This is a genomic window from Paenarthrobacter sp. C1 (assembly GCF_049315185.1).
Classification (GTDB): Bacteria; Actinomycetota; Actinomycetes; order Actinomycetales; family Micrococcaceae; genus Arthrobacter; species Arthrobacter nicotinovorans.
This window is the reverse complement of record NZ_CP186052.1, coordinates 3,905,339-3,929,387: the sequence shown is the minus strand read 5'-3', so window position 1 is coordinate 3,929,387 and position 24,049 is coordinate 3,905,339. Positions and strand designations below refer to the sequence as shown.

The following is a 24,049-nucleotide window of genomic DNA, read 5'->3' as shown; positions in this document are numbered from 1 at the left end:
AAATGACATGAGCGAATACAAACTGCTGGCTCCCTTGACCGCCCGCAGGCGGGGACGCCGCGGTGTAAGTCCCGCCCTGCGCGGGGAACGCAGCGTAGTCCGGGGCATCGGTGTGGGGTTGCTGTGGCTGGTGGTTGCGATCAGTATCGCGGCGCTGGTGTGGATGGTGGCGCAGGCCTTCCGGGATACACGGGCCATTCTTGACGACCCCTGGGGCGTGCCGGCCTCCCTGGACTTCGGCAACTTCGTTCGGGCCTGGACCGTGGGAGACTTCGCGGTGGCCACGTGGAACAGCCTGCTGACCACAGTGGTGTCGTCGGTCCTTACCGTCGCCATCGCCGCGCCGTGCGCCTACTACCTGAGCCGGGTGGACAACAGGCTCACCCGCGGCCTGAGCCTGTACTTCATCCTGGGCCTCGGCATCCCGGCGCAGGTCATCCTGATTCCGTTGTTCGTGATGCTGAACAAGGTGTACCTCACGGACAGCATCATCGGATTGAACCTCGTCTACATTGGGGTTTCCATGCCGTTCACGGTCTTCCTGCTGACCGCCTTCTTCCGTTCCCTTCCCCTGGAAATGGAGGAAGCCGCAGCCCTCGACGGGACCACGGCCTTCGGAACCTTCTGGCGCATCACCCTGCCTTTGGCCAAGGGAGGCATCCTCACCGCCTTCATCCTCCAGGTCATCTCGCACTGGAACGAGACCCTTCTGGCCTTGACCCTGCTGCAATCCACTGAGAAGTACACGCTCCCGGTAGCGCTGATTTCGTTCGTCCAACAGCAGACCTACTCCGGCGCTGACTGGGGTGGACTGTTCGCAGGCTTGGTGATGGTGGTGTTGCCCATGCTGGTCATCTACGTGTGGCTGGGCCGGCGGCTTACCGAGGGACTCACGCTCGGGATGGGCAAATAGACCCTCGACGCCGGCGCTACCGCAGCCGGCCCAGCCTAACTGCGGGTTGCCCGCGATGTCTTGTCCTCGGAGGATCGCCAATGCCACAGTGAACCATGGCCACCGAAGAGGACGTCAGGAGGATCTGCCTGGAGATGCCGGGTGTCAGCGAACGCTTGAGCTGGGGTCAACCCGCTTGGTTCGCCAAGACGCTTATGGCACGTATCTGGGAAGACGGGGTTGTCACGGTCAAGACCGATGAACGTGAAGCGCTCGCAGCCATGGAACCGGACACCTATTTCTGGACACCTCATCACGACCAATCCCCGAAGCTGCTCCTGGTCCGACTGGAGGGGATCGACGTGGACGAGCTCGACGAACTGCTGCAGGAGTCGTACAGGATCGCCGGCGGCCGGGCAGGTTAGACTCGGCCGCATGGGGGACAACAACACGCCTGGGGAACACCACTCACCGCAGCCCGCCCGGAAACTGGCGGTCGTCGTCGTGCCTTTGCTGGGCCTGGTTGCCGCGATCGTTGGGCTGATCGTGGCGTGGAACGGAACCAACGAACCGATTGGTTGGTTTGCCTACGCGCCGCTGAGCGACAACGTCTTCCAACCGAGCGGGGGGAGCTTTGTCAGCCGCGGAAGCCAGCTGGGGCTGGCCGTGGCGGGGGTTGGCCTGCTGGTCCTCGCGTTCTGCGCCGGGCTGGCCATCGGCCGCCGCCAAGTTCGCCGCTGACTTCGCCGCAAGAACGCGAAATCGCCGCAGGAACGCGAAATCGCCGGACAGCTCCAGCGAACTGGCAGCTTTCCGGCGATCTCGGCGCAAGGAGAAGACTAGGTGAGCTTCACCTGGCGGTTCATGTCCTTGTACAGCAGGTAGCGGAACTCGCCCGGTCCACCGGCGTAGCAAGCCTGCGGGCAGAACGCGCGCAGCCACATGAAGTCGCCGGCTTCCACCTCAACCCAGTCGTTGTTGAGCAAGTACATGGCCTTGCCTTCCAGGACGTACAGGCCGTGCTCCATGACGTGGGTTTCCGGGAAGGGGATCACGCCGCCGGGCTGGAAGGTCACGATGTTGACCTGCATGTCGTGGGCGAGGTCGCTGGAGTCCGTGAAGCGAGTGGTCTTCCAGACGTCGTTGGTGTCCGGCATGGAGGTGGGCTCCACGTCCTTCTCGTTGGTGACGAAGGACTTGGCCTCGAAGCCTTCAAGGCGCTCGTAGGCTTTGCGGATCCAGTGGAAGGAGACGATGTCGTCCGAGACGTTCTCCAGGCCCCACTCAGAGCCGGCAGCCAGGTAGGCGTAGCCGCCCTCCTCGAGGTGGTGCAGTTCGCCGTCGAGCGTCAGGTTGACCTGGCCCTTGGTCACGAAGATGACGCCTTCAACGCCGGCCTCGAACTCTGCCTTGGGTGCCCCGCCGCCCGGTGCGATCTCGACGATCAGCTGGGAGAACGTGGTGGCGAAGCCGGAAATCGGCCGCGCGATGATCCAGGAACGCGTGTTGGAGAAGCCCGGGAGGTTGCTGGTGACGATGTCCGTCATCACGCCCTTGGGGATCACCGTGTAAGCCTCGGTGACGATCGCCCGTTCCGTGGTCAGATGTGTCTGGGGCGGCAGTCCGCCCTGCGGGTAGTAGTAGTTGCCCATGCGGGAAGCTCCTATCAGTGGGAAGTCGGTTGTGCGAGCCGCGGGTGCGCAAGCGCGGTCAGCTGTGAAAGTTCGACGCCGGCAAGCGCCTTGACCTCGTCGGTCCCCACTGCGCCGCACTGGACGCCGCGGAGGACGAAGCCTGCGAGGGCACGGGCCGTGGCCGGCTCGTCCATGACGCCGCCTTCGGTGCGTTCCACGTAGTTGCGCAGGCGCAGTGCCGCGGCGGGAAGGCCTTCGCGGTAGAACGCATACGACGCCGAGAAGCGGCTGGGCAGCTGGGCGGCGTGGAGATCCCAGCCTTGGTAGTAGCCGTTCTCCAGGGAACGGCGGACCAGCCGGCCGTGCAGCTTCCAGGCATCTTCCACGGCGTCACCGACGGGGATGATGTTGGTGGAACCGTCGGAGAGACGGATTCCCGTGCCGGCAACAGCGAGCTGCATGACTTCCTTGGCGAAGTCGGCCACGGGGTGCTCCATGGACTGGTACTCGGCGGAGATACCCAGCGAGGCGCTGTAGTCGTAGGTCCCGTAGTGCAGGGCGCTGATACGGCCCGGAACAACGTGGGGGAGCTGGGCTACTGGAGAGGTCCCGTCGGCACCGATGATGAGCTGCGGCGTTTCCACCTGCACCTCGAAGCGGAGCCGGCCTGCGGGGAGTCCGTGCACCTCTTCCAACCGCGACACTGCGAAGTCCATGGCCTGCACCTGTGCCACCGTGGTGACCTTGGGCAGGGTGAGGATCAGCCCGGCAGGGAGTTCCCCGGCCTGGGCCAGGGTGGAGACGAACAGGTCCAGGGTCTTCAGGCCGCGGGCACGCGTCGGTGCTTCGAAGCACTTGAAGCGGATGCCGATGAACGGCGGGGCCGTTCCGGCGGCAACTGCTGCGGCAACTGCGTTGGCGGCAGCAACGGCGTCGGCGTCTTCTGCCTCATCGCCGCGGTCGCCGTAGCCGTCCTCGAAGTCCAGACGGAGGTCCTCGATCGGCTCGGAAGCGAGCTTCGCGGCGACGCGCTCGGCAACAGCGGCAGCCAGGTGCGGTTCCTGGCCCAACAGCTGACCGAGCTTTTCGAGGCCACCGTGGGCTTCCGCCGTCGCCAGTGCCTGGGCGCCCCAATCTGCCACGAAGGTGGGCGTGAAGCGGTCGGCGGGGATGTAGACGGTGTGGATGGGCTGGCGTGAGCCGTCGTCGCCGGGGTAGTTGCGGTCAAGCAACTGGTCCGTTGCCTCCAGCTGCGACTCAATGTGTGCCAGGTCGGATGCAGAGAATGAACCCATCTCAGCCCACCAGCTCATACGCGGGCGTGGTGAGGAAGTCCGTGTAATCGTCGGAGAGACAGATGTCCTCGATCAGCTTGGACGCCGGCTCGTAGTACTTGGTGAAGTTCTCGTCGCCGAACTCGATCCGCAGGCGCTCGGTCTCTTCGCCCAGGATGCGGGTGACCAGTTCGCGGGTCACGGTGTTGCCCGTGTCCGCGAGGACGGACTTGTTGCGGATCTGCTGCCACACCTGCGAGCGGGAGATTTCCGCGGTCGCGGCGTCTTCCATGAGGTTGTGGATGGCTACCGCGCCGCTGCCGGAGATCCAGACGCCCGTGTAGGCGACGGCGACGTACAGATTCAGCCGCAGGCCGGCTTCCGTGACGGTTCCGCCGGCGGACGCGACGTCGATCAGCTGCTCAGCGGTGACGTTCACCTCCGGGCGCTGCTTGTCCAACTGGTTCTTCTTACCGCCGTTGGCAGGGTCACCGAGCACGGAGTCGAAGACTTCGCGGCAGGTGGGAACGAGGTCCGGGTGGGCAACCCATGAACCGTCGAAGCCGTCGTTCGCCTCACGGGTCTTGTCGGCGCGGACCTTGTCGAAGGCGGCGGCGGTGACGTCGGGCTGCTTGCGGTTGGGGATGACGGCGGCCATGCCACCCATGGCGAAAGCGCCGCGCTTGTGGCAGGTCTTGACCAGGAGTTCGGTGTAGGCGCGCATGAACGGAGCCGTCATGGCAACGGTGGCGCGGTCCGGGAGGACGAACTCTTCGCCTGCATCACGGAAGTACTTGATGATGCTGAAGAGGTAGTCCCAGCGGCCGGCGTTCAGGCCAGAGGCGTGGTCACGGAGTTCGTAGAGGATCTCGTCCATTTCGAACGCGGCCGGGATGGTCTCGATCAGCACGGTGGCGCGGACGCTGCCCTGCGGGATGCCGAGGAAGTCCTGGGCGAAGACAAAGACTTCGTTCCAGAGGCGTGCCTCCAGGTGGCTCTCCATCTTGGGCAGGTAGTAGTACGGGCCGTGGCCGTTGAGCAGAAGCTGCTTGGCGATGTGGAAGAAGTGCAGGCCGAAGTCCACCAGCGCACCCACGGCGGGTTCGCCATCGATCAGCAGGTGGCTCTCTTCCATGTGCCAGCCGCGGGGACGGGCAACCACAACGGCCAGGGGAGCGTCCGTGCGGAGACGGTATTCCTTGCCTTCGGGGGAGGTGTAGCTCAGGGTTCCCTGGGCGGCGTCGCGGAGGTTGAGGATGGCGTCGATGACGTTGGGCCAGGTGGGCGTGCTGGCGTCTTCGAGGTCAGCCAACCACACCTTGGCGCCGGAGTTGAGGGCGTTGATGGCCATCTTGGCCGGGGTCGCGGGGCCGGTCATCTCAACGCGGCGGTCCTGCAAAGCTGCGGGTGCCTCGGCAACCTTCCAGTCGCCGTCGCGGATTTCGCGGGTCTCCGGAAGGAAGTCCAGGCGGCTGGTTTCGGCGACCTTTTGGCGCTTGGCCTTGCGGGCCTCCAGGAGTTCGTTGCGGGTGCCTGCGAAGCGCTGGTGCAGTTCCTCGATGAAGGCCAAGGCCTTGGGGGTGAGGATTTCCTCGGCGCGATCGATCGGCTGGGGATCTGTGACTGTGATAGCCATGTGAGCGGATTCCTTTTTCTAGAGTGCGCTGGCGGCGTTGGCGTGCGCAGCGTTGGCTACGGCGGTCGCTACATCGGCGGCAACATGGGGATCGAAGACGCTGGGGATAATGTAACTCGCGTTCAGCTCCTCGTCAGCTACCCGGTTGGCGATTGCCTCGGCTGCGGCTACCAGCATGTTCGGCGTGATGTCCGACGCTCCGGCATCCAGCAGGCCCCGGAAGAACCCGGGGAAGGCCAGCACGTTGTTGATCTGGTTCGGGAAGTCGCTGCGGCCCGTGGCCACTACTGCTGCGTGCTGGGAAGCAATCACGGGATCGATTTCCGGCGTCGGGTTGGCCATGGCGAACACGATCGCGTCCTCGGCCATGGAAGCAACCTGCTCCTCGCCGATCACGTGCGGGGCGCTGACGCCGATGAAGACGTCCGCTCCCTTGAGGGCGTCGTGCAGGGTTCCGGAGAAGCCTTCTTCGTTGGTGTTCGCGGCGATCCAGCTGCGGTGCTCGTCGTCGTACTTTTCGCCGGAGTGGATGGCTCCGGAGCGGCCGGCGGCGATGATGTGCTGCGCGCCCTGGGCCTTGAGGAGCTGGATGATGGCCGAGCCGGCAGCGCCGACGCCCGAGACCACAATCTTGACTTCGGAGAGCTTCTTGTCCACCACACGCAGGGCGTTGACCAAGGCAGCGAGCGTGACGATCGCGGTGCCGTGCTGGTCATCGTGGAAGACCGGGATGTCGAGTTCTTCGCGGAGGCGGTTCTCGATTTCGAAGCAGCGCGGCGCGGCGATGTCTTCGAGGTTGATGCCGCCGTATACCGGTGCCATGGCCTTGGCGATCATGATGATCTCTTCGGTGTCCTGCGTGTCGAGGCAGACCGGCCAGGCATCCACGTTGGCGAACTGCTTGAAGAGCGCAGCCTTGCCTTCCATCACGGGAAGGGCGGCTGCGGGGCCGATGTTGCCGAGGCCCAGGACTGCGGAACCGTCGGTGAGGACGGCGATGGTGTTGCGCTTGACCGTCAGGTTGCGGGCAGCGGCCGGGTCTTCCGCGATCGCCATGCAGACACGGGCGACGCCGGGAGTGTAGGCGCGCGACAGGTCGTCGCGGTTGCGCAGGGCTACTTTGGGGACAACTTCGAGCTTGCCGCCCAGGTGCATGAGGAAGGTGCGGTCCGAGACGTGCTGGACGGTGACGCCGTCGAGGGCGTTCAGGGCGTCCTTGACGCGGGCTGCGTGGTCGTCGTCGGTGGTGTTGCAGGTGACGTCAACGACGATCGTCTCGTGGTGGGATTCCGTGACGTCCAGCGCGGTGATTGCTGCACCGGCTGCGCCGACGGCTGCTGCCAGTTCGCTGGTAGCGGTGAAGCTCGACGGTGCGGCGACGCGCAGGGTGATCGAGTTTCCGGGGCTCGGATTCGCCATTGAAATTCCTCCTGTAAGGCCCGTTCCCGGGCCGCCGTTCCAAACTGAATGTTTTCGTATTATGGATATTATTATCTACAAAGTGGAAACACAAGCCCTTGCTTGGTCATGTTCGGTGTCATCGCAGAGGTGCGCCTCGTGCTGTATCTTGGGTGTTCTAAGCAATTCTTTTCACGATGCGGATAAGAGTTGTCGGAATCTGAGTCATTGGAGACAAGGGAATGGCTGAAAAAGCCTCCGGAGGCGTGCAGTCCGTTGAGCGCGTCTTTGAACTGTTGGAACTGATCACGGACGCGGGCGGCGATGTCACCCTGAGTGAGCTCTCGTCGTCCACTGACCTGCCCCTGCCCACCATCCACCGGCTGCTGCGCACGCTGGTGTCGCTGGGCTACATCCGGCAGCTGCCCAATCGCCGTTACGCCCTGGGCCCGCGGCTGATCCGGCTGGGGGAGGGCGCCAGCAAGCAGCTTGGCGCCGTGGCTCGTCCGCAGTTGAAGACCCTGGTGGAACGCCTCGGGGAGACTTCCAACATGGCAGTCCTCGATTCCGACATGGTGATCTACGTGGCGCAGGTCCCGTCCATGCACTCCATGCGCATGTTCACCGAGGTGGGCCGCCGCGCCCACACGCACGATACCGGCGTCGGCAAAGCCATCCTGGCCCAGCTGGACGATGAGCAGGTCCGCGGAATCGTTGCACGCACCGGCATGCCTACTCCCACGGCCAAGAGCATCGGCGATATCGACTCCCTGCTGGCTGACCTGAAGCTCATCCGTGAACGCGGCTACTCCATTGACGAGGAAGAGCAGGAACTCGGCGTCCGCTGCTTCGCCATGGCCGTTCCCGACGCTCCCACGCCCACGGCGATCTCCGTCTCCGGCCCCATCACCCGCGTGGACCAGAGCTTCGCCGACCGCGCCGTGCCCATGTTGCGTGAAGCAGCCCTGGCCATCTCCGCGGAGCTGAACCAGAACTAACGCCCGGTTGGCATTTGATGGCAATGTTCCGCCGGAACATTGCCATCTTTTGTCGTCCCGCCGGGACGAAAAGAAGGCGGCAGTGTCCCCCAAGGAAACACTGCCGCCTTTTGTCATCTGCGGACCGGAGCTAGTGCTCTGACGCGCTGGATGTCTTGAGCGGAACTTCGTTGCCGTCCGCGTCGATCAGCTTGCCGTTTTCGAAGCGGTCGCCTTCGCTGAGGCACTTGATGTCCTCTTCGCTGACGATCCGGTCCGTGCCCGCGACGAACACCGACTGGTTGTCCGAGTTGCCGGCCTTGAAGTGGTTGAAGAGGATGTTCAGGATGATCGCCATGACCGCAGCGGAGCTGATGCCGGAGTGGAAGATCGTGGAGAACCAGGAGGGGAACTGGTCGTAGAACTTCGGTGCCGCAATGGGGATCATGCCGAAGCCAATGGAAGCGGCAACGATGATCAGGTTCATGTTGTTCTTGTACTCGACCTTGGCCAGGGTACGGATACCGCTGGCTGCCACCGTACCGAACAGCACGACGCCGGCGCCGCCCAGGACGGGCGTCGGAACCGCTGCGACAACCCGGCCGAGGATCGGCAGGAGACCGAGGATGACCAGGATGAGGCCGCCGGCGCTGACCACGAAGCGGCTCTTGATGCCGGTGATGGCGACGAGTCCCACGTTCTGGGCGAAGGCGCTCTGGGTGAAGGAGTTGAACAGCGGGGAGATCGCGCTGGAGAGCATGTCGGCGCGGAGGCCGTCGCCGATGCGGCGGGAGTCAACCTTGGTGTCGACGATTTCGCCCACTGCGATGATGTCTGCCGAGGTCTCGGTGAGGGTCACCAGGATGACGATGAGCATGGAGATGATCGCGGCAATTTCGAAGGTTGGAGCACCGAAGGCGAAAGGCGTGGGGAATGCCACGATGTCGCCCTGGCCCACCTTGGAGAAGTCAGCCATGCCCGCAACGAGCGCGATGATGGTTCCGATCACCATGGCCAGGAGGATCGAGAGCCGGGAAATGGCGGCGTTGCCCACCTTGCTCAGCAGCAGGACGATGCCCATGGTGGCCGCCGCGAGCCCGATGTTGGAGACGCTGCCGTAGTTCTCGGCCTTGGCGTTGCCGCCCATGGCCCAGTTCGCGGCCACGGGCATCAGCGTCAGGCCGATGGTGGTGATCACCGTGCCCGTCACCACGGGCGGGAAGAATTTGATGATCTTGGAGAATAGGGGAGTGATCGCCAGGCCAATCAGTGATGCCACGATCACCGAGCCGAAGACCGCCTGGATCCCGCCACCGCCTTGGACGATCGCCACCATGGTTGAGACGCCTGCGAAGGAAACGCCCTGTACCAGCGGCAACTGCGAGCCGAACCACGGGATGCCTACAGTCTGGAGGATGGTGGCCAGGCCGCCAACGAACAAACAGGCGGCAATAAGGAGGCCGATGTCCTGCGAGGACATGCCGGCGGCTGCACCGATGATCAGCGGCGGGGCGATGATTCCGCCGTACATGGTGAGGACGTGCTGGAAGCCGTAGGCGAAGGTGCTTCCGATGGAGAGCCTCTTGTCCTCGGGCCGTTCAGGACGGTGCGAGGCGGTGGTATTCGCGGGGCGGGATTTCTTCTTGATGTTCATGGCAGACTTCCTGGGTTCATGGCAGACGTCTTCGTCTGGCTAACTGTGTCTGGCTAACAAAATCTTTGGTGTTGCGGGGTTTTTGGGGTCGGGTTTGGGTGCAGGCCCGGCCCTTGCGGGGCGCTTCGGGGCCGGACCTGCACGCAAGTCCCTGGGGTGTTGCGGTTTAGCAGAAGCCGGCGATGCCGCTCCATGCAACGGGTGCAGCCTCGATGTTCTCGCGCTGGACAGTTGCTTCGATGAGGCCGTACGGGCGGTCGGCGGCGAAGAAGACCTCGTTGGGGTTGTCCAGGCCGAACGGGCTCAGGTCAACCAGGAAGTGGTGCTTGTTGGGCATGGAGAACTTGATTTCATCAACTTCGCTGTGTGCTTCCAGGACCTTCTTGCCCATGTCGAACAGCGTCTGCTGCAGGGCGTGGGAGTAGTTCTCGGTGAAGCCTTCCAGCAGGAGGGCCTTGATGTCGTCGTAGCTCTTGTTGAAGTCCGTGCCGGCGACGTCCAGGTTGGTGTTGTAGCGCCAGCGGGCGGATACGTCGGTGGCCAGGATGCGGTCGGTGGTCTCCGGCAGGGTGGTGTACTTGTCGCGCGGGTAGCCGACAAAACCGGACTGCGTGGTCTTGAGGACGGTCAGGTCCTTGAGGCCGGAAATCACGTGCGTGGTTGCGCCATCACGGACGACGACGGCGGTACGCACCTCCTGGCCGTTGCCGACGAAGCTGTGGTCGTGTCCCTCGCCGTGTGCCTGGATGCGGTCCCAGCTGTAGGCCTCGGCTTCCCAACGGCCGCCGGTGACCCAGTCGAATCCCCCGGTGAAGTGGTCCGCGAGGCGCAGGAGGAAGGATTCGGGCGAGCCGATGCCTTCACGGGCAAACGCGTAGACAGTGTTCTTCTGGGTGTCCGTGGCAACGACGTGGCCGTTGTCGCCCTGAAGGTGTGCGGCCTGGAAGTCGCCGCGCAGCTGCGAGGTGACGTTCAGGTCTTCGATGTGGTGGCGGTCCGTATCCCGAGTGACCTTGACGACGCGGACTTCTGCTTTGCCGTACTGGTTTTCGCCGAGGACGATGTTGTTGCTCATGGTCATATCCCAACTTCTGTGAGGTGGAACCTACGTTCCATCAATGAAATTAAGCGCGTGTTTCCACTGCGTTTCTGGTGGAGCCGACCCAACAAAAAAGAGCCGGCATCCATGGATGCCAGCTCATTACGACCCTGCCTGCTGCTCTCAGGTTACGTGACCTACGCCACGAACTGATTCGAGAGTAGCGCATGTTTTCGGGTTGTGTATATGGCTTCCCGGTGATCGTTATGAACTACCCGAATGTGACCGGGGCAACTTAATTCGGCTTCTCCGGGGGTCTTGACGGACGACTCGCCCGCTGCCTACACTTTCCACATAACAATAAAAGTTTTCCGAAGAGCGGAAACTGGGCACGAGAAAGAGGAGGAACAGATGGACTCGAAGGATACGAACAGCGTCGTGGAATTCCCGGCGCCGGGCCAGGAACTGTACCTGCCCTTTGGTGCGACAGATCCGGACTTCTACATTCCGGCCGACTGTGATCGCAAGGCCGGCGGGTTCTCCCGTTGGCTGCGTGCGCTTCCTGTGTTCGGCCGGCAGCGCCCCTGATCTGCAACAGGGGCGCGGACTCTGCGCAACAGAGCCAACGGCGGGCGGCACCTGGGGAGGTGTCGCCCGCTTTGTTGTGCCCGGACGCGCTTGGTTCTCCCGCTGCTTCGATGCTTCGCTCCACAGTGTGCCGTGCGCAGCATCGAGTGTGCAGCGGACCCCCGAACCGGGTTCAACTCCGTTGCCGCAGCGCACGAAGGACCCGCATTTTGAACTCCTGTTCCCGGTGCAAGTCCCGCCAGCGGACGCGGATGAACGTCCAGCCGAGCTCCATCAAGGCCTTCTCGCGCAGCCGTTCCTTGTACAGCACCTCGGCCGTGGGCGCGTAGTCGAAGTACTTGACCTTGCCATCAAACTCCAAGGCCACCCGCTTTTTCCGCCAGGCAAAGTCCAAGCGATGATCTCCCTCGGCTGATGAGACCCTGACCTGCAGCTCAGGCATCTCGATCCCGAGGCGTTGCAGGAGCTCGCGCGTCAATGTTTCGCCGGGGGATTCCGACCTCGCGTCCGCGTTCTCCAGGGCTCTGCGTAACGAGAGGACTCCATGGCGTCCCTTGAGGAGGGCGCACCTTCGCCGGATTTCCCCGGCGTCAGCGCCGTTTCGTAGGGCGTGGTCCATCAGCACCAGGGATTGCTTGTCATTGAGTATGAGGCAGCTATCCACCACAGTTCGTTCCAGTGAGGTGCAGGGCATGCCCCTTACCGTCTGGACGTCGCCCGCCGCCAAGGCGCGGGTATGCGGCACGACGTCAGCTCCGTGGGACGTGGAAGAAGCTCTGGTTGGGGTGGTGATGTGCACCCGGTCATCAACGTTAAGGAGAAACAAGCCATGAAGTCGCGCCGCCGAAGTGTGGCTGTAGACGAAGCCGCCTGCCGACGTCGTTAGTGTTCCGTGGGCGTGTGCGGCAATCAGCTGCAGGCTCCTTACGCCGGGTTTTTGAGCTGCCCACGTACTGCCCCTGAGATAGCACCCCCTGCGAAGCCTCACCAACTCCCCGCTCCGCACCAGGGAAGCAATTCTCCTGTCGTCGAAGCCGGCCTGGTGGAGTTCGTTGGTTCGCCATAAATCCATGCCTTCCGGTAACTGCCGGGATTTCGTCGTCATCAAAACAGCCTCGATTGCGAGGGCTCCCACGAATAGTCGCCGGTTGTCCTATGTGGAAAACCCGTTTCGTTGCCCGGCTGCAGCCTGTGCCGTGCGCGCGGCACGTTGTGCGGCGGGGCATCGAACCGGTCGGATGTGGGTGCGTCACATTCAGTTCAGATGTGGCCTGCGTCACGTAAGCTGGGCTGGCGGCCGCCCTCCGGGTTCTTAAAAGGCCGTCGCGACCCCACGAAGGGCCGCACATGCGGGCTCGATGACGCCGGACAGAAGTCCGCACGCGTCGCATTGCCGCAGGTCGGGCAAGGACAGGCGCTCGTCATCGGGCTGAGCCGGGACACGGATTCCCGGCCGATAATCCCTGCGCTGCAGGAGACAAAAGAGAAGCCGGGAGTGGGGATCCGGCGCCACGGCAGTCCGGTTGCGGCTGCTACCCAAAGGAAAACAATGTCATGAAACCCACTATCATCACGCTCGGGGCTGTGCTCGCGTTGGCCCTCGCCGGCTGCACGGACCCCGGCGCGCCCCTGCCCACGGAAAGCCCGACGGTCACGTCGACGGCGGAACCCACCTCAACTGCGACGGCGGAACCTACGTCAGAGCCGACGTCGACGGCGTCGCCCACGTCAGAGCCAACGTCGACGCCCACCCCGACCCCAACAGTGACGGCCACGCCCACGCCGACGCCAACACCCACCCCAACCCCAACACCAACCCCCACGCCAACCCCAACGCCAACCCCAACGCCGACCCCAACAGTGACGGCCACGCCCACGCCGACGTCGACGCCGACCCCAACAGTGACGGCCACGCCCACCCCGACCCCAACCCCCACGCCAACGCCAACCCCAACCCCCACCACGCCCCCGGGCACCGGCAGCCTCGCCAACCTGCCCAGGGTCCCGTGGGACGGCGGCCCGGATTACTGGAAGCAGTTCCCGAAGTCCGATGCGGCCGGCTGGGATGATCCGGCGTTCCTGCCCATCGTCGTCTGGTACGGCTCGCCCGGAAGCGACGCGCAGCTGAAGTACGACAAAGCGCTCGGGATCAACACCTACGCCCAGGGCAACCCGGCGACTCCGTCCGCGGGCATCACGGCCAACGGCATGTTCACGTTGTTCTCGCCTAACGACGCCCCCGCGGATTGGGCCAGTCAGGTGGGAACGCTCCTGGACGATGAAGTGGATGGCCGGTTCGACACCGCCTCGGGCCTGGCGCACATGCGTTCACTGGCCGCCCAGTTCGACCCCGCCAAGACAGGCCGGTTTACCTACTCGAACTGGACTTCGGGGATCGTTACCTATGACCGGTCGATGGCGTTCAGCGCGGACTATTACAACACGGCCAATGTGAACTCAGTGGACCAGTACTTCTACGCAGTACCGCAATGCGACTGGGGCGACAACCAGCTCCGTTGGCGTACACCGGTGGGACAGACCCCGATCGTGACATCGAACTGCCGTACGGCGTCGAGCTACGGGAAGATCATTTCCCTGCAGAACGAGGTGAACGCGGCCCGCAATGTGCAGGCTCCCATTTGGGCCCTGCCAACCGTGGTGTCCACGGGCGGCTCCACCGGGGGTTACAGGCAGCTCACTCCGGAGCAGACCAAGGCCCAGGTGTGGGCCTCGATCATTCATGAGGCCCGGGGCATTGTCTGGTTCAGCCAGTCGCCGGACCAGCAAAACATCAATGACTGCATCAGTGGTGACGCCTTCGCGGACGCACGGCTCAGGGGCACCGCATGCCTCAAGGACCAGGTAGCTGCAGCCGGTGCGGTGAACAACCAGATCAAGGCCCTGGCGCCCGTGATCAATACCCAGTCCTATGTATGGGACTTCGGTGACGGCATTGATTCGATGCTGAAGGTCAAGGATGGATCCGCGTACATCTTTGCCATGGGCGAGGACGGCACTACAGGTTCCAGGACCTTTGCGCTTCCCTCAGGGATCACCGGCACGCAGGTGGAGGTTGTGGGCGAGAACCGGAGCATCGCGGTGCAGGGCGGGAAGTTCACGGATTCCTTCGCCAATGAGTACACGCACCACGTCTACAAGATCACGGTCTAGCCAAGGCCCTTCGCGTCATCGCTGGAGAATGACGCGCGGGAACATCGGGTGAACCCGTTTCGTTGGCTTACTGCGCACTGTGCCGCACGCACGGCACAGTGCGCAGCGAAGCCACGAATCGGGCCACCGGAGAGGCCGTAAAGCTAACCGGCTACGAGCTTCCGCGCCGCAGCCGAGTGTTCGGCGATCAGCCCGGCCACGTCAAGGTCGGGTATCGCCCCGTCCACTACGCGCCACTGACCGCCAACCATCACGCGGTCTGCCCTGTCCGCGCCGCAGAGCAGCAAGGCGGCAACGGGATCGTGGCTGCCGGAGAACCGCAGCTCATCAGGCTTGAACAAGGCCAGGTCGGCCTGGAGCCCGGGAGCCAGCTGCCCGATGTCGGAGCGACCCAGAACAGCTGCGGATCCCCGTGTCGCCCAGCCCAAGGCACGCTCCACGGGCACGGAGGCGCCGTAGCGCAGGCGCTGCAAGTACAGTGCTTGCCGCGCTTCGAGGATCATGTTGGAGGCATCGTTCGACGCCGATCCATCCACGCCCAGCCCCACCGGCACACCCGCCGCCTCGAGTTCCAGGACGCGTGCTGTCCCGGATGCCAGCCTCATGTTGGAGGTGGGGCAATGCGCGACGGCGGTTCCGGCGGCCCCCAGCCTGGCGATCTCCTCGTCATTGAAGTGGATGCCGTGTCCCAGCCACGTTCGGGATCCCAACCAGCCCACCGATTCCAGATAATCCACGGTCCGCAGGCCGAACATGGACCGGCAGAAGTCCTCCTCATCGATGGTTTCCGCGAGGTGTGTATGGAGCCGGACGTCGAAGCGTTCGGCCATGGCGGCGCTTTCGGCCATGATTTCCTTGGTCACGGAGAAGGGAGAGCACGGTGCAAGCGCGATCTGCACCACGGCTCCATCGCCGGTCTCGTGGTACTGGCGGATCAGTCGTTCGCTGTCCGCAAGGATCGCCTCAGGTGACTGGACCGTGGTCCTGGGCGGAAGCCCGCCGTCGTCCTCTCCCAGTGTCATGGACCCGCGGGTGAGTGTCGCCCGCATGCCCATGGAACGGACGGCCGCGACCTCGATATCAATGGCGTCTTCCATACCGTCGGGGAAGAGGTAGTGGTGGTCGGCGGCCGTGGTGCAGCCGGAGAGCAGCAGCTCCGCCAACGCGACCTGCACCGCGAGTTCCAGGCTGCGGGGCGTCAGCCGTGCCCACACCGGGTAGAGATTTTGCAGCCATGGGAACAGAGGCGCATTGGCCACTGGACCCCAGGCACGCGTGAGGGTTTGGTAGAAGTGGTGATGGGTGTTGATGAGGCCGGGAAGGACCACGTGTCCGGAAGCGTCAAAGACGGCGGCAGGGGAAGAAGGTTGGCCGCCCGAGGGCACCAACTCCACGATTTTCCCGTCGGAAACCACCAGGCCGCCGCCGGCGTCGAGGTCGTTTGCGGTGAAGATGCCCAGCGGATTCCTGATCCACAGCCGGGAGGGGGATTGCGACATAAGGGGTTCCTTGTCTGGTCGGCGTGTTCGCGTTCCAGCTCAGTTAGGCCCTGTCTGCTGATCCAGGTTACGCGCCACCAAGGGCGTCGTTCAGAAAAGCGTAGAAGCCCCGACGGCGGCAGTCAACGCCCGCGGGCAGTCACATTTGGCCTGCACCCACCCGGATTAAGTAATTTCGTATGACGAAATTAAGTTTTCAAAAAACTATGGCGCGGCTCACAAACGTGGTGCTACGCTCTAACTGCCAAAGGCGGGCACCCGGACTTCGGGAAGCTATCTACCAGGCGCAACTTAACCTTCATCGCACATGCTGAAGCCTGGTAACCGAGCTGACTGGAGCTCTTTTTGCAGCGCCCCCAAACGGTCACCCGGCTTCCACAGCACTAAGGAAGTCGCAACATGAGTACAACCGTCACGGCCGAGCAATTCCTGGCCACATCCATTGAGCTGGCTACAGCCAATGTCCTCAACAGTGGGGGCCCGTTCGGGGCCGTCATTGTCACCGCGGACGGACGAGCCTTTGAAGGCGTCAACCGCGTTACCGCCTCGAACGATCCCACCGCACACGCAGAAGTCACGGCCATCCGCAACGCCTGCCGCGAACTGGGAACCTTCGATCTGAGCGGAGCAACCCTCTACACCAGCTGCGAGCCATGCCCCATGTGCCTGGCTTCCGCGCTCTGGGCACGCGTTGACCGCGTGTTCTTTGCCGCAGACCGTCACGACGCCGCATCCGTCGGCTTCGATGACGCCGTCTTCTACGAGTACTTCGAGAACGACAACCGGGACGCGCTGATGCCGGTAGCCAAGCTGGAACTGGGCGACCCCCAGGCTCCGGAGGCCCTCCAGCCGTTCAACACATGGAACACGCTTGATTCCAGGATTGATTACTAGGGCCCGGTGGCTGACATGAACATCCTGGACAACGCAGAAATGCAGACAGCAGCTGAAAAGCAGGCTGCGCTCTTCCCGGAGGGAAGCAAAGGCGCAGAGCCCACAGCCGCAAAGCACACGGCAACCGGACAGGCCAGCGGCAACAGCAAGCCCCCGGTGTCGAACTCCTTCCTGGACAAGTTTTTCCAGATCTCCAAGCGTGGATCCACGCTGGCCCGTGAATTCCGGGGCGGCCTGGTCACCTTCTTCACCATGGCGTACATCGTCATCCTGAACCCGCTCATCCTGGGCGGTTTCTCCGCAGAAAACGCCCCGACGGACGTGGCCGGCGGTTGGCTTTCGGCCGCCCAGGTCGGTGCCGTCACCGGCTTGACCGCAGGGGTCATGACCATTGTTTTCGGTCTGATCGCCAACCTGCCGTTCGGTCTGGCAGCAGGCCTGGGCATCAACTCCTTCCTGGCGGTAGCAGTCATCCAGGAAGTCACGTGGCCGGAAGCCATGGGCCTGGTGGTCATCAACGGCATCCTGATCGTCCTCTTCGGTGCCACTGGTGCCCGGACCGCGATCTTCAAGGCGGTCCCCAAGGAACTCAAGGCCGCCATCACCGTTGGCATCGGCCTGTTCATCGCCTTCATCGGCTTTGTCGACTCCGGTTTTGTCCGTCCCACCGCGGGCGGCCCGCCGGTCCAGCTGGGCAACGATGGATCCATCACCTCCATCCCCACCCTCGTCTTTATTGTTGGATTGCTGGCCATGGGCATCCTCGTGGCACGCAAAATCCAGGGCGGCCTGCTGATCGGCATCGTCGCCACCACGGTCCTTGCCGCTGTTGTCGAGGCCATCTTCCACATCGGACCCGGCACCGCGGACAACCCCGGCGGTTGGCATCTCAACGTGCCCATCCTGTCCAGCCAGCTGGTGTCCGTTCCGGACCTCAGCCTGGTAGGCCAGTTCGACCTCTTCGGTTCGTTTGCCCGGATTGGCGGTCTCGCCGCCACCATGCTGGTCTTCACCTTGGTGTTCACCAATTTCTTCGACGCCATGGGCACCATGACCGGCCTGGCCAAGAGCGCCGGCGTGGCACACAAGGACGGCACGTTCCCCAAGCTGAAGTCGGCCTTCATCGTTGAAGGCATGGGTGCAGTGGTGGGCGGGGCAACCTCGGGTTCATCCAACACCGTGTACATCGACTCCGCAGCCGGCATCGGCGAAGGCGCACGCACCGGCCTGGCCTCCGTGGTCACCGGCCTGCTGTTCCTGGGCTCGATGTTCTTCACACCGCTTACCTCGGTTGTCCCGTTGGAAGTGGCTGCTGCGGCACTGGTGGTGGTGGGCGCGATGATGATGGCGCAGATCCGCGAGATCAAGTTCACCAAGTTCTCCATCGCGCTCCCTGCGTTCCTCACCATCGTGACCATGCCGCTGACGTACTCCATCGCCAACGGCATCGGGGTCGGGTTCATCTCCTTCGCGGTGATCAGCGCGGCCTCGGGCAAAGCCAAGAAGGTCCATCCGCTCATGTGGGTGGTCACGGTTGGCTTCATCATCTACTTTGCCCGCGGACCCATCAACGCCCTGATGGGCGTCTGACCGGGACCGCACCCCGCGCCGGCGGGTCCCTTCCGGCACTCCGATCGACGGTCCGTCGGTAGCCACCGCATGAATAGGCGTCCGTCGTCGTGGTCCCTCTCACCAGGCACGACGACGGGCGGCGGCCGGGCGCCGACGCTCCGTCAGGGAACGGGGGCAGGGAGATGAAGCCCTTGCCCCCGTTCCTATGAACACTGACCGATTGAACTCTTACTGAAAAACCGCGACTACCCCTCAACATCCTCCGGAAATGAGAATATGGGGCAAGATCGCGCACTGCTCCGGCTGGGCCATCCCGGCCGGGACACCTGGAAAAAGGACGTGTTGCCATGCTGGATCTGATGCCTTCACTGGGCAGCTGGCGGCCTGCGGTCTCCGGCCAACGACTGGCCGTGGCCACGATCGTAGGGAGCGGCGGTTCCGTGCCGCGGCCCTTGGGGACCTCCATGATGGTCTCCGAAAACGGCGAAATCCTGGGCAGCTTGTCCGGTGGTTGCGTTGAAGGCGCCGTCGTGGAGGCGGCGCTGGAAGCCATGCGCGACGGCGGTCCGCGCCTTGAGTCCTACGGCTTCAGTGCCGAGGACGCGTTCGCCGTCGGACTTACCTGCGGCGGCGAGCTGGAAGTCCACATCCAGCCTTTCGGGGCCGGCGCGCCGGAACTGTCGTTGTTCGCCGGACCGCAACGCCCGGCAGCCCTGATTCGCCGGCTCGATGCCAAGGGCGGAGTCATGTTGGTGGATGACCCTGTCCGGTTCCGGGCCATGGAGTCGCAGGAACTTGCCGTACTGCTGGGCGACCACCCCTCCACGCTTTTTGCCGCAGCTGCCCAGGTGGAGCCACTGCTCCAGGGCGGCCGGGCGGGTTTGGTCCGGCTGGCCCCGCCGGAAGGATGCATCGACGGATGGGTCACCACCGAAAGGCTGGCCGCCCCGCCCCGGGAAGAAGAAGAGCCACAGCCCATCACGTTGTTCGTGGAAAGCCGCTTGCCGGCGGCACGGATGATTGTCTTCGGAGCCAACGACTTCGGCGCCGCCCTGTTGCCGGCCGGGCAGCTCCTTGGCTACAACGTCACCCTCTGTGATGCCCGGCCTGCCTTCGCCTCCCAGCAGCGTTTTTCCGGTGCAGACCAGGTTGTCACCGACTGGCCGCACCGTTACCTCGAGTCCGAGGCAGCCGGTGGGCGACTCGATTCCCGCACCGTGGTGTGCGTCCTGACCCACGATCCCAAGTTCGACATCCCCTTGATCCAGGCCGCGCTCCGGCTGAACCTGTCCTACGTCGGTGCGATGGGTTCGCGCCGCAGCCACCGCCAACGGGTGGACGCACTCCTGCAGGCCGGAACACCTTCCGAAGACCTGGACCGCTTGCATTCGCCCATCGGGCTGGACCTCGGCGCCGTGACTCCGGCCGAAGTAGCCGTCTCCATCGCAGCCGAAATCATCGCCGGGCGCGGGACCAGCCACCACAGGGACAGCTTCCCTTCCCTCAAAGACAGCACCGGTCCGATCCACCCGGCCCCTCGACACCTCACTCAGGAGGACCCATGGACATGAACACCATCGAGGCCGTGGTCCCCACCACGGACCCCGCGCAATGGCGTGAAGGCGATGCCTGGCTCGCCGGAGGCACTGTCCTCTTCTCCTACGGAAGCACCGTACTCACGCGGCTGCTGGACCTTGGCCAAGCCGGCTGGCCGGCCATCACCGTCACCGATGACGGGATTGAACTGGCCGCTACCTGCACCGTTGCGGAGCTCTATGCCCTGCCGCTTTCCGCCGGTACCGCGGACCGCGAGTGGCCGGGACTGGCACTGATCCGGCCGTGCTGCGACTCGTTCGTGGCGTCGTTCAAGATCTGGAACATGTCCACGGTTGGCGGGAACATCTGCACCGGGCTGCCTGCCGGGCCCATGACGTCCCTCTGCGCAGGACTGGATGGTACGGCAACCATCCTCAGCCCTGACGGAAGCAGTCGGACCGTTCCGGTGGCAGACGTTGTGGTGGGCGATATGCAGACAGTGCTGGAGCCGGGGGAGTTGCTCCGCAGCATCCACCTCCCCGCCGAAGCGCTCTCCGCCCGGGTGGCTTTCCGGCGTTTGTCCCTGAGCAACCTGGGGCGCTCCGGAGTGCTGCTTATCGGCAGGCTCGACCCCGTTTTTGGCCTGGTCATCACCGTCACCGCAGCCACCAAAAGGCCCGTACAACTCAGGTTCCCCGTCGGCCAGGTTCCCGACGCAGCAGCGCTGGCCCACGCCGTCGGGCGTTCCATTCCCTGGCCGCTGTACCACGACGACATCCACGGGCTCCCGGCATGGCGCCGCGACATGACCCTCAAGCTGGCCGAAGAGATCCGGGCCGAGCTGCTGGATGAGTCGATGACGGTGTCCGGCGATTTCTGGCCGCCGCATGCCACTTCGCCCCAGCCGTCCACGCAACCCGAAACGTCAGGCACCCACAAGGAGGCCTCCCATGGCAATTGAGATCAACGGCACCGCCGCGCAGGACGCCCCCCGCCCCGGCCAGTGCCTTCGCACGTTCCTCCGGGAGCAAGGCAACTTCGGCGTCAAGAAGGGCTGCGACGGCGGTGACTGCGGTGCCTGCACAGTGCACGTCGACGGCACGCCCGTACACAGCTGCATCTACCCGGCGGTCCGTGCCGAGGGCAAAGCAGTCACCACCATCGAGGGCCTGGCCACGGCCGATGGCCTGCACCCTGTGCAGGAACAGTTCCTGGAGGCGCAGGGTTTCCAATGCGGTTTCTGCACCGCCGGGATGATGATGACGGCAGCCACGTTCGACGACGAGCAACGCGCCAACCTGCCCCGCAACCTCAAGGGCAACCTGTGCCGCTGCACCGGCTACCGCGCCATCGCGGACGCGGTCTGCGGCCACGGCGGCGTTCCCGCCACCGCAGCTCCCGTTCCCGCCACGCCCGGCCAGCTCGGGGACAACGTCCCCGCACCCGCCGGCCAGGCCGTGGTGACAGGCACTGCCCGCTACGCCCTGGATGTCCCGGCTGAACAATTGCCGGGCCTGCTGCACATGAAACTGCTGAGGTCCCCGCACCCCCACGCGCGGATCGTGTCCATCAACAAGGCCCCCGCGCTGGCGGTTCCGGGCGTGGTGGCTGTCTTCACCCACGAGGATGCCCCGCAGCAGCTCTTTTCCACGGCGCAGCACGAGAACTTCACGGACGATCCCGACGACACCCGAGTCCTGGACGACGTGGTGCGGTTCATCGGGCAGCGGGTGGCCGCTGTGGTCGCCGAATCCGTGGGCGCGGCTGAGGCCGGGGCCCGTGCGCTGGAGGTGCAGTACGAACTCCTGGAGCCGGTTTTCACTCCCCAGGAAGCCATCCTCCCCGGCGCGCCGGCCATCCACGGTGAGAAGGACGGCGAAGCGTCACGCATCTCCCGGCCGCTGCAGAACGTGGTGGCCGAGGTCCATGCTGAACTTGGCAGCGTGGCTGATGGTTTCGCTGCCGCCGATTTCATCCACGAACACACTTACCAGACCCAACGCGTCCAGCACGTGGCCATGGAAACGCACGCCTCCATTGCCTGGCTGGATGACGATGGCCGGCTGATGGTCCGTTCCTCCACGCAGGTTCCGTTCCTGGTGAAGCGGACGCTGAGCCGTCTGTTCAACCTGCCGCCGGAGACCATCCGCGTGGTGGCCGGTCGTGTCGGTGGCGGGTTCGGCGGCAAGCAGGAGGTGCTCACCGAGGACCTCGTTGCCCTTGCAGCCCTCACGTTGAAGCGGCCCGTCCAGCTGGAGTTCACCCGGACCGAACAGTTCACCGCAACCACTACGCGCCACCCCTTCACGATTCACCTGAAGGCCGGCGCCAACAGGGACGGATACCTCACCGCGCTGCAACTGAACGTCCTCACGAACACCGGCGCCTATGGAAACCACGCTCCCGGCGTGATGTTCCACGGTTGCGGCGAATCGTTGGCCGTGTACAAGTGCGTGAACAAGAAAGTGGATGCCCACGCCGTCTACACCAACACCGTTCCTGCCGGGGCTTTCCGTGGTTACGGGCTGAGCCAGATGATCTTCGCGATCGAGTCGGCCATTGATGAACTCGCAGTGGGCATCGGCATGGATCCCCTGGAGTTCCGGCTCAAGAACATGGTCCGGCCCGGCGATCACATGCTGTCCACTACGCCCGAGCCGGAAGAAGACGTCCACTACGGGAGCTACGGCCTTGACCAGTGCGTGGCGTTGGTGCGCGACGCCCTGGACCGGGGGAAGGAACGCTACCGTGCGGCAGGGCTGGACAACCTCGGGCCGGAATGGATGGTCGGGGAAGGCTCGGCGTTGTCCATGATCGACACCGTGCCGCCGCGTGGCCACTTCGCCCACACCCGGGTGAGCCTGGAAGCGGACGGAAGGTTCGCCGTCGACGTCGGAACTGCGGAATTCGGGAACGGCACCACAACTGTCCATGCGCAGCTGGCTGCCACCGCGCTGGCAACCTCGGCGTCAAAGGTGACGGTGCGACAGTCGGATACCGACCTGGTGGAGCACGACACCGGCGCGTTCGGTTCAGCCGGAACGGTGGTGGCCGGGAAAGCGACGCTGGGCGCTGCGCTCGAACTCGCCACCCGCATCCAAACAGTTGCGTCCTCGCTGACCGGTGCGCCCCTGGGCGATTGCCGTCTGGTGGACGGAGCCGTGGAGTGCGGCGACCGCTCGGTGCCGCTGAAGGACATCGCCGACGCCGCCCGGCTGCAAGGCGTTCGGCTCGCCACGGATGGGAACTGGGGAGGGACGCCGCGTTCGGTGGCGTTCAACGTCCATGGTTTCCGCGTCGCCGTGAACAGGGGAACGGGGGAGCTGCGGATCCTGCAAAGCGTGCAGGCAGCCGACGCCGGAGTGGTGGTGAATCCGCGGCAATGCCGGGGACAGATCGAGGGCGGGATCGCGCAGGCGCTCGGCGCGGTGCTGTACGAGGAAGTGAAAGTGGACGACGCCGGACGGGTCACCACGGACATTTTGCGGCAGTACCACATCCCGTCGTTCGCGGACGTGCCCCGGAGCGAGGTGTACTTCGCCGCCACCAACGACTCCACCGGTCCGCTGGGTGCCAAGTCCATGAGTGAGAGCCCGTTCAACCCGGTGGCACCCGCACTGGCCAACGCCATCCGCAACGCAACGGGCGTCCGCTTCGGTGAGCTGCCCATCGCGCGGGACAAGATCTACCTGGCCCTCCGCGACCGGACCACTGCGCCCGTCTAACGAGGCTGCCCGCCAACCCAAGCAACCCGCTAAGCCAGGCAGGGGACAGCAAACGTCGGTATGAGCCTTCATTACGACGATTGTTGTCCCCTACTTGGGTGAAACGGGGAGTTCCATGAACACGCTGTGGGGGTCCAGGGTGTAGTCGCCGAACGGCGGGCATTCGGTGAAGCCATGCCGTGCATACAGGCGGCGGGCCGGGGCGAAGTAATCCTCCGTGCCGGTCTCGAGGCTGAGCAGTTCAAAGCCCCGGCGCCCGGCCTCGGCCACGATGTGTTCAAGCAACCGGGTTGCCACACCCCGGCCACGGGCCTGGGCCGTTGTCCGCATGGACTTGATCTCTGCACGCCCGGCGGACAACGCCTTCAACGCGCCGCATCCCAACAGCACGCCGTCCTCGCGGGCCGTCCAGAACGTGATCGATTCGTGGGACAACGCGGAGTGATCCAGCGCGTGGACGCTCTCGGCCGGCGACGTGGCGAACATGTCGGCCAGGTGCTCGCTCAGGAGGGCATGGACGTCAGGGCGTGCGGGATCGTCAGGTTCGATGCGGATCATGG

At 64.4% G+C, this 24,049-nt stretch carries 20 protein-coding genes; 11 read left to right on the top strand and 9 right to left on the bottom strand.

Annotated features, from left to right (window positions below):
• Window positions 1–7: 7 nt before the first annotated feature.
• From ACNAOU_RS18300 to ACNAOU_RS18290, 3 genes are all read left to right on the top strand, one after another.
• Window positions 8–913 carry a carbohydrate ABC transporter permease gene (locus ACNAOU_RS18300; RefSeq protein WP_018778845.1) on the top strand — a complete coding sequence of 302 codons (906 nt, stop codon included), beginning with the start codon at window positions 8–10 and terminating at the stop codon, window positions 911–913.
• A 95-nt stretch (window positions 914–1,008) separates the two neighbouring features.
• The gene (locus tag ACNAOU_RS18295) at window positions 1,009–1,317 is read left to right on the top strand and encodes an MmcQ/YjbR family DNA-binding protein (protein WP_055972381.1); all 309 of its coding nucleotides are present in this window, start codon (window positions 1,009–1,011) and stop codon (window positions 1,315–1,317) included.
• A 10-nt stretch (window positions 1,318–1,327) separates the two neighbouring features.
• The gene (locus tag ACNAOU_RS18290; RefSeq protein ID WP_193589995.1) at window positions 1,328–1,633 is read left to right on the top strand and encodes a hypothetical protein; all 306 of its coding nucleotides are present in this window, start codon (window positions 1,328–1,330) and stop codon (window positions 1,631–1,633) included.
• Between the two features lie 98 nt (window positions 1,634–1,731).
• On the opposite strand, the gene ACNAOU_RS18285 is transcribed toward ACNAOU_RS18290, so the two are convergent.
• From ACNAOU_RS18285 to ACNAOU_RS18270, 4 genes are read right to left on the bottom strand one after another with little or no spacing between them, the layout of a single operon-like run.
• Window positions 1,732–2,544 carry a bifunctional allantoicase/(S)-ureidoglycine aminohydrolase gene (locus ACNAOU_RS18285; protein WP_018778848.1) on the bottom strand — a complete coding sequence of 271 codons (813 nt, stop codon included), beginning with the start codon at window positions 2,542–2,544 and terminating at the stop codon, window positions 1,732–1,734.
• A 14-nt stretch (window positions 2,545–2,558) separates the two neighbouring features.
• Window positions 2,559–3,821 carry a DUF6986 family protein gene (locus ACNAOU_RS18280; protein ID WP_018778849.1) on the bottom strand — a complete coding sequence of 421 codons (1,263 nt, stop codon included), beginning with the start codon at window positions 3,819–3,821 and terminating at the stop codon, window positions 2,559–2,561.
• Between the two features lies 1 nt (window position 3,822).
• On the bottom strand, window positions 3,823–5,436 hold the full coding sequence (aceB, locus tag ACNAOU_RS18275; RefSeq protein ID WP_422757437.1) for a malate synthase A: 1,614 nt from the start codon (window positions 5,434–5,436) through the stop codon (window positions 3,823–3,825).
• Window positions 5,437–5,454: 18 nt separating this feature from the next.
• Window positions 5,455–6,855 carry an NAD-dependent malic enzyme gene (locus tag ACNAOU_RS18270; RefSeq protein ID WP_422757436.1) on the bottom strand — a complete coding sequence of 467 codons (1,401 nt, stop codon included), beginning with the start codon at window positions 6,853–6,855 and terminating at the stop codon, window positions 5,455–5,457.
• Window positions 6,856–7,076: 221 nt separating this feature from the next.
• On the opposite strand from ACNAOU_RS18270, the gene ACNAOU_RS18265 reads away from it, so the two are divergent.
• Window positions 7,077–7,832, top strand: a complete 756-nt coding sequence (locus ACNAOU_RS18265; protein WP_422757435.1) for an IclR family transcriptional regulator — start codon at window positions 7,077–7,079, stop codon at window positions 7,830–7,832.
• A gap of 130 nt (window positions 7,833–7,962) precedes the next feature.
• Here ACNAOU_RS18265 and ACNAOU_RS18260 read toward each other — a convergent pair whose 3' ends face one another.
• Together ACNAOU_RS18260 and pucL are read right to left on the bottom strand one after the other, a co-directional pair.
• Window positions 7,963–9,465: a nucleobase:cation symporter-2 family protein gene (locus tag ACNAOU_RS18260; protein WP_018778853.1), complete on the bottom strand. Its 1,503-nt coding sequence runs from the start codon at window positions 9,463–9,465 to the stop codon at window positions 7,963–7,965.
• 166 nt (window positions 9,466–9,631) lie between these two features.
• Window positions 9,632–10,546, bottom strand: a complete 915-nt coding sequence (gene pucL, locus ACNAOU_RS18255) for a factor-independent urate hydroxylase (RefSeq protein WP_422757434.1) — start codon at window positions 10,544–10,546, stop codon at window positions 9,632–9,634.
• 369 nt (window positions 10,547–10,915) lie between these two features.
• Between pucL and ACNAOU_RS18250 the strand changes: the two genes are divergently transcribed.
• Entirely contained in the window at window positions 10,916–11,092 is a 177-nt protein-coding gene (locus ACNAOU_RS18250) for a hypothetical protein (RefSeq protein ID WP_018778855.1), read from the top strand.
• A gap of 172 nt (window positions 11,093–11,264) precedes the next feature.
• Here ACNAOU_RS18250 and ACNAOU_RS18245 read toward each other — a convergent pair whose 3' ends face one another.
• Window positions 11,265–12,197: a type IV toxin-antitoxin system AbiEi family antitoxin domain-containing protein gene (locus tag ACNAOU_RS18245; RefSeq protein ID WP_422757433.1), complete on the bottom strand. Its 933-nt coding sequence runs from the start codon at window positions 12,195–12,197 to the stop codon at window positions 11,265–11,267.
• 449 nt (window positions 12,198–12,646) lie between these two features.
• Between ACNAOU_RS18245 and ACNAOU_RS18240 the strand changes: the two genes are divergently transcribed.
• The gene (locus ACNAOU_RS18240) at window positions 12,647–14,263 is read left to right on the top strand and encodes a hypothetical protein (RefSeq protein ID WP_422757432.1); all 1,617 of its coding nucleotides are present in this window, start codon (window positions 12,647–12,649) and stop codon (window positions 14,261–14,263) included.
• Between the two features lie 143 nt (window positions 14,264–14,406).
• Here the strand turns inward: ACNAOU_RS18240 and ACNAOU_RS18235 are convergent, their stop codons facing one another.
• The gene (locus tag ACNAOU_RS18235; protein WP_422757431.1) at window positions 14,407–15,762 is read right to left on the bottom strand and encodes an 8-oxoguanine deaminase; all 1,356 of its coding nucleotides are present in this window, start codon (window positions 15,760–15,762) and stop codon (window positions 14,407–14,409) included.
• Between the two features lie 399 nt (window positions 15,763–16,161).
• Between ACNAOU_RS18235 and ACNAOU_RS18230 the strand changes: the two genes are divergently transcribed.
• The 5 genes from ACNAOU_RS18230 (at window position 16,162) to ACNAOU_RS18210 (ending at window position 23,489) form a co-directional block, all read left to right on the top strand.
• Entirely contained in the window at window positions 16,162–16,656 is a 495-nt protein-coding gene (locus ACNAOU_RS18230) for a nucleoside deaminase (protein ID WP_018778860.1), read from the top strand.
• 6 nt (window positions 16,657–16,662) lie between these two features.
• Window positions 16,663–18,246 carry an NCS2 family permease gene (locus ACNAOU_RS18225; protein ID WP_018778861.1) on the top strand — a complete coding sequence of 528 codons (1,584 nt, stop codon included), beginning with the start codon at window positions 16,663–16,665 and terminating at the stop codon, window positions 18,244–18,246.
• Between the two features lie 329 nt (window positions 18,247–18,575).
• The gene (locus ACNAOU_RS18220; RefSeq protein ID WP_422757430.1) at window positions 18,576–19,799 is read left to right on the top strand and encodes an XdhC family protein; all 1,224 of its coding nucleotides are present in this window, start codon (window positions 18,576–18,578) and stop codon (window positions 19,797–19,799) included.
• Complete coding sequence (locus ACNAOU_RS18215) at window positions 19,790–20,725, top strand: FAD binding domain-containing protein (RefSeq protein WP_422757429.1); 936 nt, start codon at window positions 19,790–19,792, stop codon at window positions 20,723–20,725. Before ACNAOU_RS18220 ends, ACNAOU_RS18215 begins: the two co-directional genes overlap by 10 nt.
• Window positions 20,715–23,489 carry a molybdopterin-dependent oxidoreductase gene (locus ACNAOU_RS18210; protein ID WP_422757428.1) on the top strand — a complete coding sequence of 925 codons (2,775 nt, stop codon included), beginning with the start codon at window positions 20,715–20,717 and terminating at the stop codon, window positions 23,487–23,489. Before ACNAOU_RS18215 ends, ACNAOU_RS18210 begins: the two co-directional genes overlap by 11 nt.
• A gap of 90 nt (window positions 23,490–23,579) precedes the next feature.
• Here ACNAOU_RS18210 and ACNAOU_RS18205 read toward each other — a convergent pair whose 3' ends face one another.
• Entirely contained in the window at window positions 23,580–24,047 is a 468-nt protein-coding gene (locus ACNAOU_RS18205; RefSeq protein ID WP_422757427.1) for a GNAT family N-acetyltransferase, read from the bottom strand.
• Between the last annotated feature and the right edge of the window lie 2 nt (window positions 24,048–24,049).